The 17261-nt window shown below is 47.5% G+C and carries 18 protein-coding genes; all 18 read left to right on the plus strand.

Annotation, left to right across the window (positions count from 1 at the left end):
* Positions 1 to 96: 96 nt before the first annotated feature.
* The 18 genes from spoVT (at position 97) to tilS (ending at position 17259) form a co-directional block, all read left to right on the plus strand.
* Positions 97 to 639 (plus strand): stage V sporulation protein T, encoded by a 543-nt coding sequence (gene spoVT / locus THEAE_RS0118850; RefSeq protein WP_005588554.1) that lies wholly within the window; start codon positions 97 to 99, stop codon positions 637 to 639.
* A gap of 94 nt (positions 640 to 733) precedes the next feature.
* Positions 734 to 2356 (plus strand): putative polysaccharide biosynthesis protein, encoded by a 1623-nt coding sequence (locus THEAE_RS0118855; protein WP_028988481.1) that lies wholly within the window; start codon positions 734 to 736, stop codon positions 2354 to 2356.
* A 79-nt stretch (positions 2357 to 2435) separates the two neighbouring features.
* Complete coding sequence (gene yabN, locus THEAE_RS0118860; RefSeq protein WP_039945555.1) at positions 2436 to 3932, plus strand: bifunctional methyltransferase/pyrophosphohydrolase YabN; 1497 nt, start codon at positions 2436 to 2438, stop codon at positions 3930 to 3932.
* Between the two features lie 59 nt (positions 3933 to 3991).
* The gene (locus tag THEAE_RS0118865; RefSeq protein WP_005583135.1) at positions 3992 to 4264 is read left to right on the plus strand and encodes an HU family DNA-binding protein; all 273 of its coding nucleotides are present in this window, start codon (positions 3992 to 3994) and stop codon (positions 4262 to 4264) included.
* A gap of 187 nt (positions 4265 to 4451) precedes the next feature.
* Positions 4452 to 4892: a FixH family protein gene (locus THEAE_RS0118870; RefSeq protein WP_005583137.1), complete on the plus strand. Its 441-nt coding sequence runs from the start codon at positions 4452 to 4454 to the stop codon at positions 4890 to 4892.
* Positions 4893 to 4916: 24 nt separating this feature from the next.
* On the plus strand, positions 4917 to 6113 hold the full coding sequence (locus THEAE_RS0118875; protein ID WP_028988484.1) for an ABC transporter permease: 1197 nt from the start codon (positions 4917 to 4919) through the stop codon (positions 6111 to 6113).
* On the plus strand, positions 6110 to 6793 hold the full coding sequence (locus THEAE_RS0118880) for an ABC transporter ATP-binding protein (RefSeq protein WP_005583140.1): 684 nt from the start codon (positions 6110 to 6112) through the stop codon (positions 6791 to 6793). Before THEAE_RS0118875 ends, THEAE_RS0118880 begins: the two co-directional genes overlap by 4 nt.
* A 75-nt stretch (positions 6794 to 6868) precedes the next feature.
* Complete coding sequence (locus tag THEAE_RS0118885) at positions 6869 to 7927, plus strand: YncE family protein (RefSeq protein ID WP_156920671.1); 1059 nt, start codon at positions 6869 to 6871, stop codon at positions 7925 to 7927.
* Positions 7920 to 8609: a response regulator transcription factor gene (locus tag THEAE_RS0118890; RefSeq protein ID WP_028988486.1), complete on the plus strand. Its 690-nt coding sequence runs from the start codon at positions 7920 to 7922 to the stop codon at positions 8607 to 8609. Before THEAE_RS0118885 ends, THEAE_RS0118890 begins: the two co-directional genes overlap by 8 nt.
* A complete protein-coding gene (locus THEAE_RS0118895; RefSeq protein WP_005583145.1) occupies positions 8606 to 10018 on the plus strand; it encodes a sensor histidine kinase in 1413 nt (470 codons plus the stop codon). The genes THEAE_RS0118890 and THEAE_RS0118895 overlap by 4 nt, the downstream gene beginning before the upstream one ends.
* Positions 10019 to 10038: 20 nt before the next feature.
* Entirely contained in the window at positions 10039 to 10308 is a 270-nt protein-coding gene (locus THEAE_RS0118900) for an RNA-binding S4 domain-containing protein (RefSeq protein ID WP_005583147.1), read from the plus strand.
* An 88-nt stretch (positions 10309 to 10396) separates the two neighbouring features.
* Positions 10397 to 10675 carry a sporulation protein YabP gene (yabP, locus tag THEAE_RS0118905; protein ID WP_005583148.1) on the plus strand — a complete coding sequence of 93 codons (279 nt, stop codon included), beginning with the start codon at positions 10397 to 10399 and terminating at the stop codon, positions 10673 to 10675.
* Positions 10672 to 11217, plus strand: coding sequence for a spore cortex biosynthesis protein YabQ (yabQ, locus tag THEAE_RS0118910; RefSeq protein WP_028988487.1), 546 nt, complete (start codon positions 10672 to 10674; stop codon positions 11215 to 11217). Before yabP ends, yabQ begins: the two co-directional genes overlap by 4 nt.
* Positions 11218 to 11222: 5 nt before the next feature.
* Positions 11223 to 11525: an FtsB family cell division protein gene (locus THEAE_RS0118915; protein WP_169730010.1), complete on the plus strand. Its 303-nt coding sequence runs from the start codon at positions 11223 to 11225 to the stop codon at positions 11523 to 11525.
* A 68-nt stretch (positions 11526 to 11593) separates the two neighbouring features.
* Positions 11594 to 11983, plus strand: coding sequence for a S1 domain-containing RNA-binding protein (locus tag THEAE_RS0118920; RefSeq protein ID WP_005583150.1), 390 nt, complete (start codon positions 11594 to 11596; stop codon positions 11981 to 11983).
* Between the two features lie 95 nt (positions 11984 to 12078).
* A complete protein-coding gene (gene trpS / locus THEAE_RS0118925) occupies positions 12079 to 13095 on the plus strand; it encodes a tryptophan--tRNA ligase (protein WP_028988489.1) in 1017 nt (338 codons plus the stop codon).
* Between the two features lie 232 nt (positions 13096 to 13327).
* Positions 13328 to 15757: a stage II sporulation protein E gene (spoIIE, locus tag THEAE_RS0118935; RefSeq protein WP_028988490.1), complete on the plus strand. Its 2430-nt coding sequence runs from the start codon at positions 13328 to 13330 to the stop codon at positions 15755 to 15757.
* Between the two features lie 113 nt (positions 15758 to 15870).
* Positions 15871 to 17259: a tRNA lysidine(34) synthetase TilS gene (tilS, locus tag THEAE_RS0118940; RefSeq protein WP_028988491.1), complete on the plus strand. Its 1389-nt coding sequence runs from the start codon at positions 15871 to 15873 to the stop codon at positions 17257 to 17259.
* Positions 17260 to 17261: the final 2 nt, after the last annotated feature.

The raw sequence follows: 17261 nt of genomic DNA on the forward strand, positions 1-17261 counted from the left end.
ACTATGACCAAGAATTCCTCTCACTCCCGTTTTGCGGTGTAAACCGATAAACCAGGTGCAACAAGAGTGAAACTTCGAAGAAAGAGAGGTATAGGAATGAAAGCAACAGGAATCGTGAGGCGTATTGATGATTTGGGGCGAGTTGTTATTCCTAAAGAGATCCGTAGAACACTTCGCATCCGAGAGGGTGATCCTCTAGAAATTTTCGTGGATCGGGACGGTGAAGTAATCCTGAAAAAATACTCTCCCATTGGAGAGTTGGGTGATTTTGCCAAGGAATATGCCGATTCCCTTTATGAGAGCCTAAATCACATCACGCTGATCTCGGACAGGGATCATATGATTGCGGTTGCAGGTGGATCTAAAAAAGATTATTTGGAGAAGGGCATCGGCCCCTTAATAGAGAGCGCCATGGAAGAGAGGAAGACGATAAAAGAGGTTAACGGCGGAGAATTTGAGTTGGTTCGGGATATGAAGGAGAAGTATAGTTCCTTTGTGATCGCTCCCATCATCGCAGGAGGAGACCCCATTGGATCGGTTATCCTGATTAGCAAAAATGATATGGCAAAGATGGGCGAATTGGAAGTGAAAATGGCGGAAACCGCAGCGGGCTTTTTAGGAAAGCAGATGGAACAGTAATAAAAAGCAGGTTGTTATACCTGCTTTTTTTTCGCTTGTTGGGAGGGTATAATAAAAAGTTGGAGCTTAAAGCGTTCAGGGGAGGAAGAGGCGCGTGAGCCAACGGTCAAAGAGTTTTATTCAGGGGGCATTTATTTTAGGTTCGGCCGCCCTCATTTCCAAGTTATTGGGAGCGATTTACCGGATCCCATATCAGAACATTACCGGGGATATAGGTCTTTATGTGTATAACCAGGTATACCCCCTCTATACGATCTTGCTCTTCCTTTCCACGTCAGGTTTCCCCAAAGCGATCTCAAAGATGATTGCCGAAAAGACGGTGTTGGGGGATGAGGAGGGAGCCTTTCGAATTTTCCGCATCGCCTCGACGGTTCTATTTATGACCGGATTTTTTTTCTTTTTCATCCTTTATGCAGGTGCCCCTTATCTCGCTAAATGGTCCGGAGATGAGAACCTAACATTACCGTTCCGAAGCATTTCCTATGCTCTACTCATTGTTCCTTTTTTGGCCTCGATCCGCGGGTTTTTCCAGGGAAATCAGAATATGCTCCCAACCGCCATCTCGCAGATTGCCGAACAGGTGGTTCGGGTACTTACAATCCTCATCCTCTCCTACTGGTTTATCGCTCATGGGTATTCCGCTTATTATGCCGGTGCAGGGGCGGTATTCGGCGCGTTTACGGGGGCTCTCGCCTCGGCCGCCGTTTTATTTACTTATTTATATCGTTTTCGCAGACAAAAGGGGAATCCTCCTGCCCGTTTAATCATGAGGAAAAAAGAGCCTGCGTTTCAGGTCATGAAGGAAATCATGAAATATTCCATTCCCATCTCCCTCGCCTCCCTTTTGGTCCCTCTCTTACAACTGGTTGACTCCTTCACCGTAAAAAACCTCTTAGACTTAAGGGGTTTTCCAGAACTTACCTCCATGAATCTAAAAGGAGTGTACGACCGGGGGATGCCTCTCGTCCAATTTGCAGCATTCTTGGCAGCTCCCCTCACCATTGCTCTTCTTCCGGCCATCTCCGAAGCGGCTGCGAAGGGGCGGAGAAGACAGATCGCTAGACAAACAGATTTGGCTTTAAGGGTCACGCTTCTTTTTTCATTGCCTGCCTCGATCGGTTTAATGGTGATTGCAGAGCCTGTAAATATTTTCATCTACATGGATAACAAAGGGAGCGACGCCCTGGCCATTCTCGCCTTTACCACTCTTTTTTCTACACTCAACATGACAACGGCAGGCATCTTACAGGGAATAGGGCTTATGATGCTCCCCGCCCGAAACCTCTTCGTCGGCATCGTGGTAAAACTATTTCTCAATTTAACCCTGATTCCTCTTTGGGATATTCGGGGAGCCGCCTTCTCTACCGTTATTGCGTATGGGATAGCAACATTCCTTAATCTGCGGCAGATTCTTAAGTTTACAGATTTTAGACCGAATTATAAACTTTATATTACCCGTCCCCTTCTCTCCGTGCTTATGATGGCATTATCCGCTTGGACCGCGGGAGTTCTCTCCGGGAGAATCCTTCTTCTTTTCCATCTGCCGGAACGTTTATATAATGGAGGGATTGTTCTTTTCTCCATCCTCAGCGCTCTTTTTGTATATTCCTACATGCTTTTAAAGATCGGTGCGATCAGAGCGAGCGAACTGGAAATGGTTCCAAAATTAAACCGGTTCGTACCTCTCTTTAAGAAATGGAATCTATTCAGAGAGTAAGGGCTAGGAAACAAGCCGTAGAGCAAAAAAGGTTTTGATGCACGATGTGTGGATAAATGAAGAAGAAGGGGTGGAAAAGGTGAAACCGGTCATTTATATTTTAGGTCTAGGTCCAGGCGGCGCTGAGGAGTTGACGCAGGATCAAGCGGATCTTCTGCGTAGGCTGGGGAAGATGTATCTGCGTACGATGGATATGCTTGATACCCGTTGGCTTACCGAGTGGGGGATTACCCTTCATTCCTTCGATGCCCTCTATGAGCGAGAGAAGACCTATGAAGGAGTTTACCTGGAATTAGTAAAGGCCCTTATCCAAGTGGCAAAGGAGGAGGGTGAGGTGGTGTATGGAATCCCCGGACACCCGCGGGTTGCGGAACGAAGTGTTTCTTTATTGGAGGAGTTAGGGGAGAAGGAGGGAATTGAGATCAAAATTTTGGGAGGACGAAGTTTTTTTGATGATCTGTTTCATTCCTTGCGGTTTGATCCTGTAGAAGGTTTTCTCCTCTTAGACGCATATACCTTGACCCGGGAACGGTTAAATTCCCGAATGCATACGGTGATCCTTCAATTGGCAGATGCCATGACCGCCTCCGACGTAAAGCTTACGTTGATGGAGAGATATCCCGATGATTATGAGGTCACCTTAGCCTCCAGGCTAGGATCCGATCGGGAGAAGAAGCTCATTCTTCCTCTTTACCGGCTTGACCAGGAGAGGGATTGGGAATGGGATAATTATACCCTTCTCTATCTCCCTCCCTTAGGGGAAGAGGAATGGTATATGAACCAATTTGAGACCGTCCGGCAAATTGTCGCTACGCTGAGAAGCCCAGGGGGATGCCCATGGGATCGGGAACAGACCCATAGGAGCCTCCGCCCGTATCTGATTGAGGAAGCTTATGAGGTGATCGAAGCCATCGATACGGAGGATCTGGATGCCTTGCAGGAAGAACTGGGAGATCTCCTTCTTCAAATTTTGCTACATAGCCGGATCGCCGAGGAAGAGGGCTTCTTTCATGTGGAGGATGTGATTAAGGGATTAAGCGAGAAGCTGATCCGTCGCCATCCCCATGTTTTTGGAGAGAAGAAAGCGAAAAATGTGAATGAGGCATGGGCAAATTGGAAAGAAATGAAGGAAGAGGAGAAAAAGGCGAAAGGAGAAGGAGGAAAGGAGGTTTCCATCCTAGACGAGGTAAAAGTAGGACTTCCGCCCCTCATCGCTGCCGTAAAGTTGCAAAAGAGGGCAAGCAAGGCGGGATTTGATTGGGAGAAAGAAGAGGATGTTGCGCGAAAGGTGGAAGAGGAATGGAGGGAGTTTCAGGAAGCTCTATCCGTTGAAGAGAAGGAGGAAGAATTGGGCGATCTGCTCTTTGCTATCGTTAATTTGGCTCGTTTTGAACGCCTCGATCCGGAAAAGGCGCTTTCTAACGCCAATCGTAAATTCCGCCGCCGTTTCCGTTACATTGAGGAGAGGTTAAGGGAGAGAGGCATCCCCCTAAACGAAGCTACCCTTGAAGAAATGGATAAACTGTGGCAAGAGGAAAAAATTCATCCCGCATCGTCCGAAAAAAAGCAGGAATGATGAAACGATTGTAGAATAAGTACGAAGAAGAGTAGAGTTACTAGAATGGAGGTTTTTCCATGAATAAGCAGGAATTCGTTACCGCTTTGGCGGAAAAGACGGGATTTAAGAAGAAGGACGTAGAGACGGTATTAAACGCTCTTCTCGACGAAGTAACAGAGGCCTTAAAGAAAGGGGAGAAAGTTCAGTTCGTCGGATTCGGCACGTTTGAAACGCGGAGAAGGGCAGGACGAACCGGCCGCAACCCTCAAACCGGAGAAAGCATTACCATCGCAGAAGCGACGGTTCCCGTTTTCAAGCCAGGAAATAAATTGAAAGAAGCGGTGAAATAAGCGGAAGGGATTAAGAAATATCAAGGATGGCCAGCGTGGAAAAAAGAAACCTGCGTTCACAAAGGACGCGGGTTTTTTTTCTCATCCCCTCTTTTTTTCACAAATGATTCACATATTCTTGCGTAATTTGTTCACATCTTTGTGGTACATTCGATACATCATGAAAGGAAAATAAGGAGTGATGTATGTGAAAGCGTTTTTATCATCTATGGTTTTAACGTTTTTTATGATGTTCGCAGTAGCGTGCGGACAAACTGGGGAGATTTCTTCTTCTTTAAATGGGATTACGGTGGAACTGCAGAAGGAAAAAGAGCCGATTCCTACCGGAGAGATGAAGGTCTATACGGTGAAGCTGACTGAAAACGGCTCCCCTGTCGACGTGGATAAGGTTTATTTTTACATGAACATGAAAGGAATGCATCATCCTGCCGAAGGGACCATGAAAAGAGTGGATCAAGGGGTGTATCAGTTGGCGTTGCCCCTCGCCATGCCTGGGGAATGGTATGGGGAGGTTACCCTTTATAAAGGGAATGAAGAGAGAAAGGTAGAAGGATTTACGATTCAGGGAGAAGGGAAAAAATTTATGCAATATATGAAGGGATATAATGCGGATACCCAGGGGAAATAGGAGGGTAAACGAGGGGGGATATGTTTGATTGATCTCATCATTCGTTCTATGTTGAGGCGGAGAAAACATCTATTTCTTACCACCGGGATTGTGGCAGGCATCTTCGCCTCCCTTTTCATCCTTTCCCTTCTCTTCTTAGGATTTCAGAATGGTGTAAACGTAAGCAATGAGAGACTTGGAGCAGATGTGGTGATTCTTCCCAAGGAGGTTCCTGTAGAGGGAAACATGGTGCTCCTCTCCGGTGAACCAGTCAATGTTTATTTTGATGAGAAGAAGACGGAAGAAGCTCTAAAAAAAATCCCGGGGGTTGGGGCGTGGACGCCACAGTTCTTCACCCAAACCTTAAATGCCGATTGTTGTTCCGTAGGCGGAGAAAATCGTCTGGTGGGGATCGATTGGAAGAGCGATTTTTTGGTGAAGCCGTGGCTAACAACGGGGAAGATTGACCATTTTGAGGGGAATATGGCTATTTTCGGAGGAAAAGTTCCTTTTTATGAGGATCGCGTACAGATCTTGGGAGAAAATTTCCGCATTGTTGGCGTTCTTGCCCCTACGGGGACGGCGATGGATTATACCATCTACATTCCCCTTGCTGAGGCTCGCCGTCTCACGGCCCATTCCGACACGGTTGTTCAATATTGGGAACAGGATGATCCATTTACCTCCTTGTCGGCCCTCTTTATCAAAGCGGAGGAAGGATATAATCCGGATTTATTGGCTTACACCCTGAACCGCATACCGGATGTGCAAGTGGTTCAGTCCAGTGAAGTTTTAAATGCAACACGAAACAGTTTCTCGTTCATGGAAAAATTGCTTTGGTTTTTTTATCTTGCATTGCTCTTTTTAGGGGCCATCGGTTTGATCGGCCGTTACAGCGGGTATGTGATGGAGCGGAAGAAGGAATTTGGTTTGATGATGGCCTTAGGGATGTCGGGGAGGAAACTTCGGGATTGGATCATAAAGGAGACCCTTCTCTATGGGATGATAGGTGCTATCCTGGGCCTTATACTCACTTTTGTTTTCTATCCGGTCATGGTGGGGTGGATTGAAAAGAATCCGCTGCAGCCTTATGTGCCTCCAAGTCTTATGGAATGGGTGGGATTAGGATTCTTCACGTTTCTCGTGACTCAAGGATTGCTCATCCTGTCTGCCCTCCTGCCCGGCAGAGGCATCTCCCTCCTATGGGCAGGCAAGGCAATGGCAGAGGGGGAATTGGAATGACCGAGCCTATGGTAAGCATAGAGAACCTCTCCCTTTCTTACCGGGAGAGGAGAAAAAAACATCAGGTTTTAAATGGGATCACTCTTACGGTGCAAAAAGGAGAATGGGTGATGATTACCGGGGAATCGGGTGCCGGGAAATCAACCCTCCTTCATGTCATCGCCGGGCTGCTCCCCCCCTCCGCAGGGAAGATCAGGATCGACGGACGGGAATATACCACGGAGAACGAGAGGGCGCAATTTCGGAATAAACAGATTGGGGTGATGTTTCAGGGCTCTCCGCTTCTTCCCACGTTTTTGGTTTGGGAGAACGTAGCTTTGCCTAGCCGAATCTCGGCAGGAAACAGATCCCGTTTTACTCCTGAGGAAAGAATGAGGGCGATCGAGCTGCTGGATCAACTCGGGATGAGAGAGCATAGCGAACGTTATCCCCACCAACTAAGCCTGGGGCAGAAAAGGAGAGTGGCCATCGCCAGGGCGCTTATGAATCGCCCGACCCTTCTTCTGGCCGACGAGCCCACGAATGACCTGGATCCGATACGGGTGGAAAGCCTTCTATCCTATTTCCAAAAAATCCATCAACAGGGAATGACCATCATCATGGTGACCCACCAGGAACGGCCTCTTCAATATGGAGATCGAAGGATTCGGTTAGAGAACGGAACCCTAAAGGAGGAGTAAGGGCAGGTCCGGAAAGAGATGGAGCAGAGTTTAGCCTGCAAAGAGAAATTTTCGTCGGATCGAAGGTGGAACTTAGTGAGGGATCAAAGCAATTATGGTCAAGCAGGAGAATGGGGGGGAGAGAAGAATAAAAGGAGTGGAAAAAGCGGGTGGATCGGAGGGGTGCTTTTTATCCTGCTCATTTTCATGGCGGGATGTACTCAGATATCAGGGACATTACTCCCCAGGGAGAAGGAGGTTCTTCTCGTAGGCGATGTGGTGAGGCAGGAAGTTCGCTTCTACGATTTGGATTCCTTTAAGTCCATGGGCAGTCTCCATGTAAAAAATTACCGCTTCTCCGGTTTTGAGCTCCTTGATCCGAATCGCCTATTCTTCTACGGTACCAATGAAAAAAAGATCCTGCTCTACGATCTCGTTAAAGGTTCTGTCACAGAGGAGATCTTGGTAGATGAAGGCGTTAAAGATATAATGAAGGTAGACAGGAACTTTTTCCGCCTTTTATTAAGTGACGGGAAAAAAGTAGCCAACCTCAGCTTCCCGGAAGGGAGAGTGGAAGTGATAAAAACTCTTCCTTTTACCGCTCGGAAATTCATACCCTCGGAAGATCATAGGGTGCTTTATTTCCTCCATGAGGGAAAAGATCTTCTCAGCAAGGTGAATATGGAAAGCGGGAAGGTGCTCTTTACTCAGGAAGTGGTGGCGAACGCCGCCGCAGGGTGGGAGAACCCCTCTACTCATGAATTGTGGATCGGAGGGCATGGGACGGTTCAGGAGATGGTAACCTCAATTGCCCGCTATGATGCGGAAACAGGCCGCTTTCTCGGGACGTTAACCGGAGGAATCATGCCCATCCGATTTTATGCGGATAAAGAGCACGAGAGGGTTTATGTGATTAGCCATGGTTCCAACCTGGTTCAGTCCTATCGTTTTTCCGGCGAGAAACTGAACGAAGCGGATACAGGATTAAACCCGTACGGGATTGATGCTGACAAAGAGAGGCTTTATATTGCCAATTATGACAGCAATACCGTTGATATCTTCTCAAAGGATACATTAAAAGAAGAAGGAGAATTTTATGTCGGGGATGACCCGCTTCTTATTCGGTATAGAGGAAAGGGTGGGACAGATGAATGAGCAAAAAAGCATCTTGGTCGCCGATGATGAGCAGGAGATGCGCGAATTGATCAGGGCCTATCTGGAACGGGAGAATTACCTGGTCGATGAGGCGAATGACGGTTATGAGGTGCTGGATAAGGTTCAGAAGAACTCCTATGACCTCCTTCTTCTCGACATCATGATGCCGGAATTGGACGGATTGTCCACCTGTGTCCAGATTCGCCGCTTCTCCAACGTACCGATCATCTTTTTAAGCGCATTGGGTGAAGAACTCGATCGGGTCCAGGGGCTTCGCATCGGCGGCGATGACTATATTGTGAAACCCTTCTCTCCCCGAGAATTAATGGCACGCATCGAAGCGATCCTTCGCCGCAGTCAACCGCCCGTTTCCCACCCCCAACAGGAGGAAATGATGTTTGGGAAACTGCGCATTGATGTGAAAGGAAGAAGCGTCTATGTGGATGAACATGAGGTGACGTTAACCCCAAAGGAATTTGAACTTCTTCATTATCTTGCCCAGCATGAAGGACAAGTCTTTTCCAGGGAACAACTCCTTAACCAAGTATGGGGTTTTGATTACTCAGGACAGGAGAGAACGGTCGATACCCATGTGAAGACGATACGGATCAAGCTGGGTGAGGAAGGAGAACGGATCAAAACCGTTTGGGGAGTGGGATACAAGTTTGAGGGAGAACCATGAAATTTAAAGATTGGTCGATCCAAACCAAGCTGACCCTTACCTACATTTCCATCGCCTTGATTACCCTTTTGTTTGCCCTCTGGTTTGGAAGAATGGTTTATGAGAGCATATATGTAGGCCAATTGAAAAAAACCCTCATGGATGAGGGGAATTCTCTCCTTCAAGAATATGACCCGGCCAAGCCGGAGGATTTCCCTAAGTTGGTCGACCTGGCAAGTCGTCTCTCTAAAACCATGATCCTTTATACGAATAATCCGAGGGAGTTGGGAGCTTGTATTCCCTTTGAAGGGGAAAATGAGGAATCGATCATCAATCTGACTCAGCGCAAAGCATTGCTGAGGGGGGAGACCGTCGTCTCCATGGGGTATAATCGCGGGGTAAACCGGAGCATATTGGCCGTTGCGATCCCACATCTCGATGAAAAACGGAAACTGCTTGGGATTCTTTTTTTATATATTCCCCTTGCCACCATTAGCGAAACTTTTGCAGAGATGAAATGGTTCTGGTTTCTCTATGGGGTCGCATTCTACCTCCTTGCCATTCTTCTTTCTTGGTGGATTAGCCGCCGCATCTCTTCACCCATTCGCTCCATGGATGAAGTCGCCCAGGCCATGGCGGAAGGGAACTATGGGAAGAGAGTAGAAGTGACAAGCCATGATGAGATCGGTCACTTGGGGGAAGTATTAAATCGGCTCTCCACCAATCTTGAAGAGGTGGAAAATAAAAGGAGGGAATTTACTGCCAATCTATCCCATGAATTGCGCACCCCGCTGAGTTATATCTCCGGTTATAGTGAAGCCCTTTTAGAGGGAAAAACCCCTCCCGAGAAGGAAAGGGAATACCTGGAGATTGTCCATCGTGAAAGTCTACGGTTGAAGCGATTGGTGAACGACATGCTAGACTTAGCCCAATTAGAAGGGGAGAATTACCCGCTGAAAAAAGACCTCTTTCCCTTTGCTCAACTGGTAGAGGAGGCGGTACAACCCTTTCGGGCCGCCGTGGAGAAGAAAAGGCAGACGTTATCTTTAAACCTGGATCCTTCCGTCATTTTAGAGGGGGATCGGGATCGTTTAAACCAGGTAATACAGAACCTGGTGGATAACGCCGTGAAATATACACCGGAGGGGGGAGAAATCGCGATTTCCTTAAGGGAGGAGGGAGAGTGGGTTATACTGGAAATCTCCGATTCGGGCATCGGGATCCCGCCGGAGTCTCTCCCTCGCATCGGAGAGCGTTTCTACCGTGTTGATCGTTCGCGTTCCAGGCGACAGGGGGGGACCGGTATCGGAGTGGCGATTGTGAAGCGAATCTTGAATAATCATGGGGGAATGCTTCAATACGAAAGCCGCCTGGGGGAAGGGACGAAAGCGACCGTGAAACTGCCCCGTTGGCGAGAAAAAGGGGAATAAGACGGAAAGGGAGATGGAGGATGAGGGTGGATCAATTTTTAAAAGCATCCAGATTGGTTAAGCGCCGGACTGTGGCGAAGGAACTGGCGGATCAGGGAAGAGTTCTGATCAACGGCCGTACGGCAAAAGCCGGGACTACGGTATCGGTTGGAGATAAACTGACGCTGCTTTTCGGACAGAAAGAAGTAACGGTAGAAGTCCTTGATCTAAAGGAGAATCCGAAAAAAGAGGAGGCCGATTCCTTATATCGTATGATCGAGGAGAAAAAAAGAGAGAGTGATGAAGGGTAAGATTTGTCCAATGGAAAAATCTTTTTTGTTCTAGGCAGGAGGAACATCCCATAGGATAAACTAGGAACTGATTGGGGAGGAAGGAAAAATGGCCGAGAAGACGGTCCGGCACGAAATAAACCTTTTTAACCGAAAATCCTTAAGTTTATCCGGCGTGAAGAAAGTGGAGAGCTTTGACAGCGAGGAGTTTTTGTTGGAAACCGAGATGGGGTATCTCCTGGTGAAGGGAGAGAATCTCCATTTGCGCAATCTCAGTGTAGAAGCAGGGGAAGTAGCCATTGAGGGGAAGATCAAAGAGTTGGGATACCTGGACCAGTATGAACCCGGGGTTAAAGTAAAAGGCTTTTTCGGGAAGTTATTTAAATGAGCCTGGCGGAACAGATCGCAACACTTTTAGCCGTGACAGGCACAGGGATGGGGATGGCCCTCACCTATGATTGGTACGGCTGGTTTCGGAGGCGCCTTCATCTGCGTGGAGCAATACTTGCTTTCCTTGATCTCCTCTATTGGTTTCTCTTTGCCCTTCTTTTCCTGTTCATTTTAATTCGGGTGAACGGCGGACAATTCCGTATTCTTCTCTTCTTTCTCCTCGGTTTTGGAGGCATCATCTATTTTCGTTTTTTTTCGGCGCCTTTTCTTCAAGGGTGGGATAAGGCAGCGATTCTTCTTCTCCGAATCAGCAGATGGATGGAGGAGCTTCTCTTTGCCGTTTGGAGAGGGGTGTACCTCCTGATACTTCGGCCGCTTCAAGTTCTTATAAGAGCCCTGGTGAGTTTTACTCTTTTTATCCTTATGGGTTTTGGTCAAATTTTTGGCGCCTTTTTGCGCAAAACTGGGAAAAGCCTCTATGCACTTTCCCTCATCCCTGTTAAAATGATCTTAAAGATGTTTGGCAAGTCAGGGGAGTGATGGGGATGTGGAGGAAGGAGCAAGGAGTTAAGCGAAGGATGCGGCTTGCTCTTTTTGTCGTCGGGTTACTCCTGATTTGGGCTCTTTATATCGGCTGGCAGCAGGAAAGACTCATCAAATCCCAGGAGGAAGTTAAAAGTAGCATCACAAAAGAACTGGAGCAGAAAAAGGCGGAAAAAAAGGATCTGGAGTACCAGGTGGAACGTTTGAAGGATCCGGACTACATCGCCAATCTTGCTCGCAGCAAATATTATATGTCCAAAGAAGGGGAAGTGATTTTTGAAATTATTCCATCGGATGGCAATTGACAAAGAAATCCTTTCCTGACTATAATCTATAGTGGAAGTCTATATATTTAAGGAGGATTTTGATTTGGATGTCCATTGAAGTTGGCAGCAAATTGTCTGGAAAGGTTACAGGAATTACCCATTTTGGGGCTTTTGTTGAGCTGCCAGGAGGGGTCACAGGACTTGTCCACATTTCCGAGGTGGACGATCAGTATGTGAAAGATATTCACGAATTCCTCAAGATTAATGATGTGGTAACCGTGAAAGTGTTAAATGTTGAACCCAACGGAAAGATCGGATTATCGATTCGCCAAGCGAAGCCCAAATCGGCTCCTGATCCTGTGACTCGACGGGCAATGGACCGAAATTTTGAGGATAAGTTGAGTCGTTTCTTAAAAGATAGCGAAGAAAGACTCACCACACTCCGCCGTTCCACGGAATCAAAGCGGGGTGGACGTGGTTCCCGTAGAAGTTATTAGATCCTTTTATGAATAGATGGAATCTACACTCCCTTTACAAAGGGAGTGTATTTCGTTATCCTTAAGAACAAGGAATTGAGATGGGAGCGTGTCAGATGAGTGGAAAGCGGATCTTTTCGGGGGTGCAGCCCTCGGGAAATCTAACGATTGGGAATTATCTAGGAGCTATACAACAATTTGTTCGCCTTCAGGAGGATGGGGAAGAGGCGTTTTATTGTGTCGTGGACCTGCATGCCGTGACGGTTCCTCAAAACCCCGAGGAGTTGAGGGAGAAGACGGTGGAGGTAGCGGCGCTCTATATGGCCTGTGGACTTAATCCGAAGAAATCCACCTTATTCGTCCAATCCCATGTGCCCGCCCATGCGGAGCTGGGCTGGTTACTCCAATGTGTGGCGAGAATTGGTGAACTAAATCGGATGACCCAATATAAGGAAAAAGGGGGAGGGAAGGATACGGTAAACGTCGGATTATATACCTATCCCGTGCTGATGGCAGCCGACATCCTTCTCTACCAAGCGACGCATGTACCGGTAGGAGAGGATCAGAAACAACATCTAGAGCTTACCCGTGATATTGCCGAGCGGTTTAACAAGCAATTTGGAGAGTTGTTTACCTTGCCGGAACCCATGATCGGTGAAGTGGGGGCACGAATCATGGCCCTTGATGAACCGCAAAAAAAGATGTCCAAATCGGCAAAAAATGAGATGAGTCGAATCATTCTCCTCGATTCTCCAGAGATGATCCTTAAGAAGATAAAAAGGGCAGTCACCGATACGGAGAATGAAATCCGTTATGATCCCGTAAGAAAGCCGGGCATCTCAAATCTCTTAAGTATCTATAGCCTTTTCTCCGGAGAATCTATAGACGCCCTCGAGAGAAAGTATGCAGGAGTTCAATATGGCCCCTTTAAAAACGATCTGGCGGAGGTGATCACCGACTCCCTTTCCGAGATCCAGAGGAGGTACAGGGAATTAAGCCGGGAAGAGGTGATCGCTTCTCTCCAGGAGGGAGCGGAAAAAGCATCCGAAGTAGCTGAACAAACGCTCCGAAAGGCAAGGGAATTGTTCGGATTCCTGCCCAAAACGAATCAGCTATTATCAGAAAAGCTTTGAAGGAAAGTTCATGCACATGAGGAAGGAGCAAATCCCCCTGAGAAGTGGGGGATTTTTCTTTTGATCCCATCCCCTCAGGTATTTTTGTAAGGAATGTTGAAGAATGGCATCTTACTTTTGTCCAGGGAAGGAACTGTCGGAAAAAAATTTATGACGCATCCTCTTTTTGACAGACTTTTATTCATAAGATTCATATAATGGAGACTAACCTCTATCCCAAGGTGGTGTCTCCATGTATAGGAAAGTCCTTCTTTGGTTTCATCCAATAAAAGAGCTCGCTATTCGCTTGCTTTTACATCCCTTTTTTATTCTCTTTTTCCTTGGTTTTCTTTTAGGACGAGCCGTCATCCTTTCTGAGATTGCGCCGTTTCCGCTGGCTTACTATGCCATTGTTTACCATATGCAGAGGGAGAGGGCTAACTTCGCTTTTTTAGGCGTGGTGGCAGGCTCTCTCTTTTCCATCTCCCCCCATTTGTTGGAGACGATCATTCCCATCCTTCTTTTCTTAGGACTTCAGCAAATACTCCGGCGCTTAAACAAGGAGGATATTACCTATGCCCCTTTCTTCGTTCTTTTCTCCTCCTTGATTGGGGGAGGTATGATTCGTTTACCCCATCAACCCTTGGATGGGCATGTCTGGTTGCTCCTTGGTGTAGAAGCTTTGTTGGCGATGGTTCTTACCTTTATTTTTCATCAGGCATTTCCCATTCTCTTGCATCGCCAACTCTCAACACCTATGAAACAGGAAGAGCTGATCTCCCTCCTGATTCTTTTTGCCTCGATCATGACGGGGACGGTGGGTTGGTTCATCGAAGAGTATTCTCTGGAACATATCTTTTCCCGCTACCTGATCCTCCTTCTCTCTCTGGCCGGAGGGGGAACCATAGGAGCCACCGTAGGGGTCTTAACCGGGCTCATCTTAAGCTTGGCTCATGTACAAGCCCTGGCACAGATGAGCCTTCTCGGTTTTTCCGGGTTGTTGGCCGGTCTGTTCCGGGAAGGGAAGAAGGCAGGCGTAAGCCTTGGCCTTCTCCTCGGTACTTCCATTCTTATCGTTTATACCGGTGAACGGGAAGCCATGTGGAGTTCATCGGTGGAGACCATCGTCTCGATTCTTCTCTTTCTCATCACGCCGAAAGCCCTCATTGAGGAGATGGCGAAATGGCTGCCGGGAACGAAGGAATATGTGAAAGAACAGCAGGAGCGGTTAGGTCGCTTCCGGGAACTTACTTCGGAACGGGTGATGCAATTCGCCGATCTTTTCCGCCAGCTTTCCAAAAGCTTTGCCCAAACTTCTGCAGTGGCTCCTGAGAATCTGGAGGAGGTAAAGATCGATTACTTCTTAAGTGCGGTGACGGACCAAACGTGTCAACGGTGTTGGAAAAAAGAGCAATGTTGGACAAGGCAATTTGACTTTACCTATGAACATTTAAAAGGAATGGTATCGCTTGTAAAGGAAGACCAACTGATCCACAAGGTAAAGCTTCCGATGAAATGGCGAAATACCTGTGTGCGGATCGATCAGATGATCCAGGTGATGGAAGGGGAGTATGAAAAGAGATTGCGGGAAGAAAGGTTAAATCGCCGGATTAAGGAGGCACGTCTTCTCGTAGCCGACCAGTTGCAAGGGGTCGCATCGGTCATGCGGGATTTCGCATTCGAGGTAAAGAGGGAGGGGAAGGATCATTCCTTCCAGGAGAAGCGGATCGTTCAAGCCTTGGAGAGCTTGGGGCTTAAAATTCAGAAGGTGGATGTGATCAGCTTAGAGAAGGGAAATGTGGAGATTGAGATTCTTCATCCCACCTGTGGAGGAAGAAGGGAGTGTGAGAAACTGATCGCCCCTCTTCTTACCGATGTATTAAAAGAACATATCGTGGTAAAGGAAGGAGGGTGTTCCGTATGGGAGGGAGGTTGTCTCATGCGCCTTGTTTCAGGGAAAAAATATAGGGTGGAGGTGGGGATGGCGCAGGCAGCCAAAGACGGGGGCATTCTCTCTGGGGATAGCTACATTTCCCTTGACTTGGGTAATGGAAACTATGCCATCGCTTTAAGTGACGGAATGGGAAACGGCCAGCGTGCATTTACCGAGTCGAGTGCTACGGTCGATCTGTTGAAGCGCATTCTCCAATCCGGATTAGATGAGGGTCTGGCGGTTAAGACGGTTAATTCCATTCTTAGCCTTCGTTCCACCGACGAAGTTTTCGCGACGGTCGATTTGGCCTTAATTGATCTCCGTGATGCCTCCGCAAAATTTTTAAAGATTGGGTCGGCCCCTAGTTTTATAAAAAGGGGGGAGAAGGTAAAGCTTATCTCTGCCAACAATCTCCCGGTCGGAATTCTGGAGGAGATTGAGGTGGATGTGGTGAGAGACACGCTTATGCCAGGGGATTTATTAATCATGATCACCGATGGAATTTATGAGGCAAACAGGAACGTGGAAAATAGAGATCAATGGTTCAAAAGAATGATTAGAGATATGGAGACGGAAAACCCTCAGGAGGTCGCCGATCTTCTGTTGGAAAATATGATTCGGGTGATGAACTATGAAATCTCCGATGATATGACGGTGGTGGTCGCCCGTGTCGACCATTTCCGGCCAAAATGGTCTACCATACCCATTCCGGATCTTCTCAAGATGGAAAGGGGTTCTTTTGTGCAATAAAAGTGGAGATTTTCCATTCGTTTGTCTATAATAAAGAAGATATGGCCAGCTAGACCCAAGGGAGTCCTTGGGTTTTCCCTTTGTGATCTTTTAAGGAAATGGAGGGCATCACGTTGGAGAAGACCCTCGGGGAGACGGTGAGAAAACATCATATGATAAAACGGGGGGATAGGGTCCTCGTCGGCATCTCCGGAGGCCCCGATTCGGTAGCGTTGGCCCATTGGCTTTATCGTCATCGTGAGGAATATGGGATCGAAGTAGCTTTAGCCCATTACCATCACGGACTTCGGGGGAAAGAGGCAGACGAGGATGAAGCCTTTGTGCGTCATTTGGCGAAGGAATGGAACCTGCCGTATTATGTAGGGAAGGCTCCTCTGAAAGAGATCCATGAGGAGGAACTGGGGAACCTTCAGGATTTGGCTAGGGAATACCGCTATCGTTTCTTTCGGGAAACAGGAGAAAAGATCGGAGCGAATAAGATTGCGATTGCTCACCATTTGGACGACCAAGTGGAAACGATGTTGATGCGCTTCGTGCGGGGGACAGGTCCCGGGGGATTGGTGGGGATTCCGTATACCCGCCCCCTTACCCCGACGATCACGGTGATTCGCCCTTTTTTGGAGATTACCAGAAAACAGATCGAGGATTACCTGAAACGGAACCTGCTCTGCTTTCGTATAGATAGTAGCAATAAAAAGACCGATTATTTGAGGAATCGCTTGCGGATTGAAACGATCCCCCAACTTCAAGCCATCAATCCTAATCTTTCCTCCGTTCTCCTTCATCTGTCGGAAATGCTCAGGGAAGACGAAGATTATCTGGCAAGTGAAGCGGAGGATGTATTCTCTTCCCTCACCACCTACAAAGAGCCTGAAGAAATTAGGATCTCCCTCGCAAAATGGAGGGAAACCCCCTTTCCTTTACAAAGACGGGCAATTAAACTAATATGTAATTACTTGGTTCATGTAGAAGAAGAGGTTCCTTATTTTCATGTTGAGGCGATCCGGAAAATCTTCGCAGAAGATCATCCGAAGGAATGGAATCTCCCTTGGGGGATTACCGTGATTGCTCGATATGGAGAGGGGATCTTCCGCATGAAAAGGGAATCAAGAGGGAGGGGATTTCATTATCCGGTTCAAATTCCCGGTTCCATATGGATTGCAGAAATGAACAAGAGACTTATCTGTTCCGTCCTTCATGAGATTCCCCGGATCGATGGCGAACATGCTCTCTTTGATTATGAAGAGGTTATGAAATTAGGCCCTCTCTCTCTCCGCTCAAGAAGAGCAGGAGATTATCTCTACCTGAAGGGATTAGCCGGACATAGAAAAGTAAAAGATATATTTATTGATGAGAAGATACCTAAAGAAAAGAGGGATCAAATTCCTCTCCTTTGTGCAGGAAAAGAGGTGCTTTGGATCCCTGGACTCAGGAAATCGGGTAAAGCGGAGGTCCTGCCTGGGACTCGCCTGATTCTTTCCTGCAAACTTGAAGAGAAGTGATT

The organism is Thermicanus aegyptius DSM 12793, from assembly GCF_000510645.1.
Classification (GTDB): Bacteria; Bacillota; Bacilli; order Thermicanales; family Thermicanaceae; genus Thermicanus; species Thermicanus aegyptius.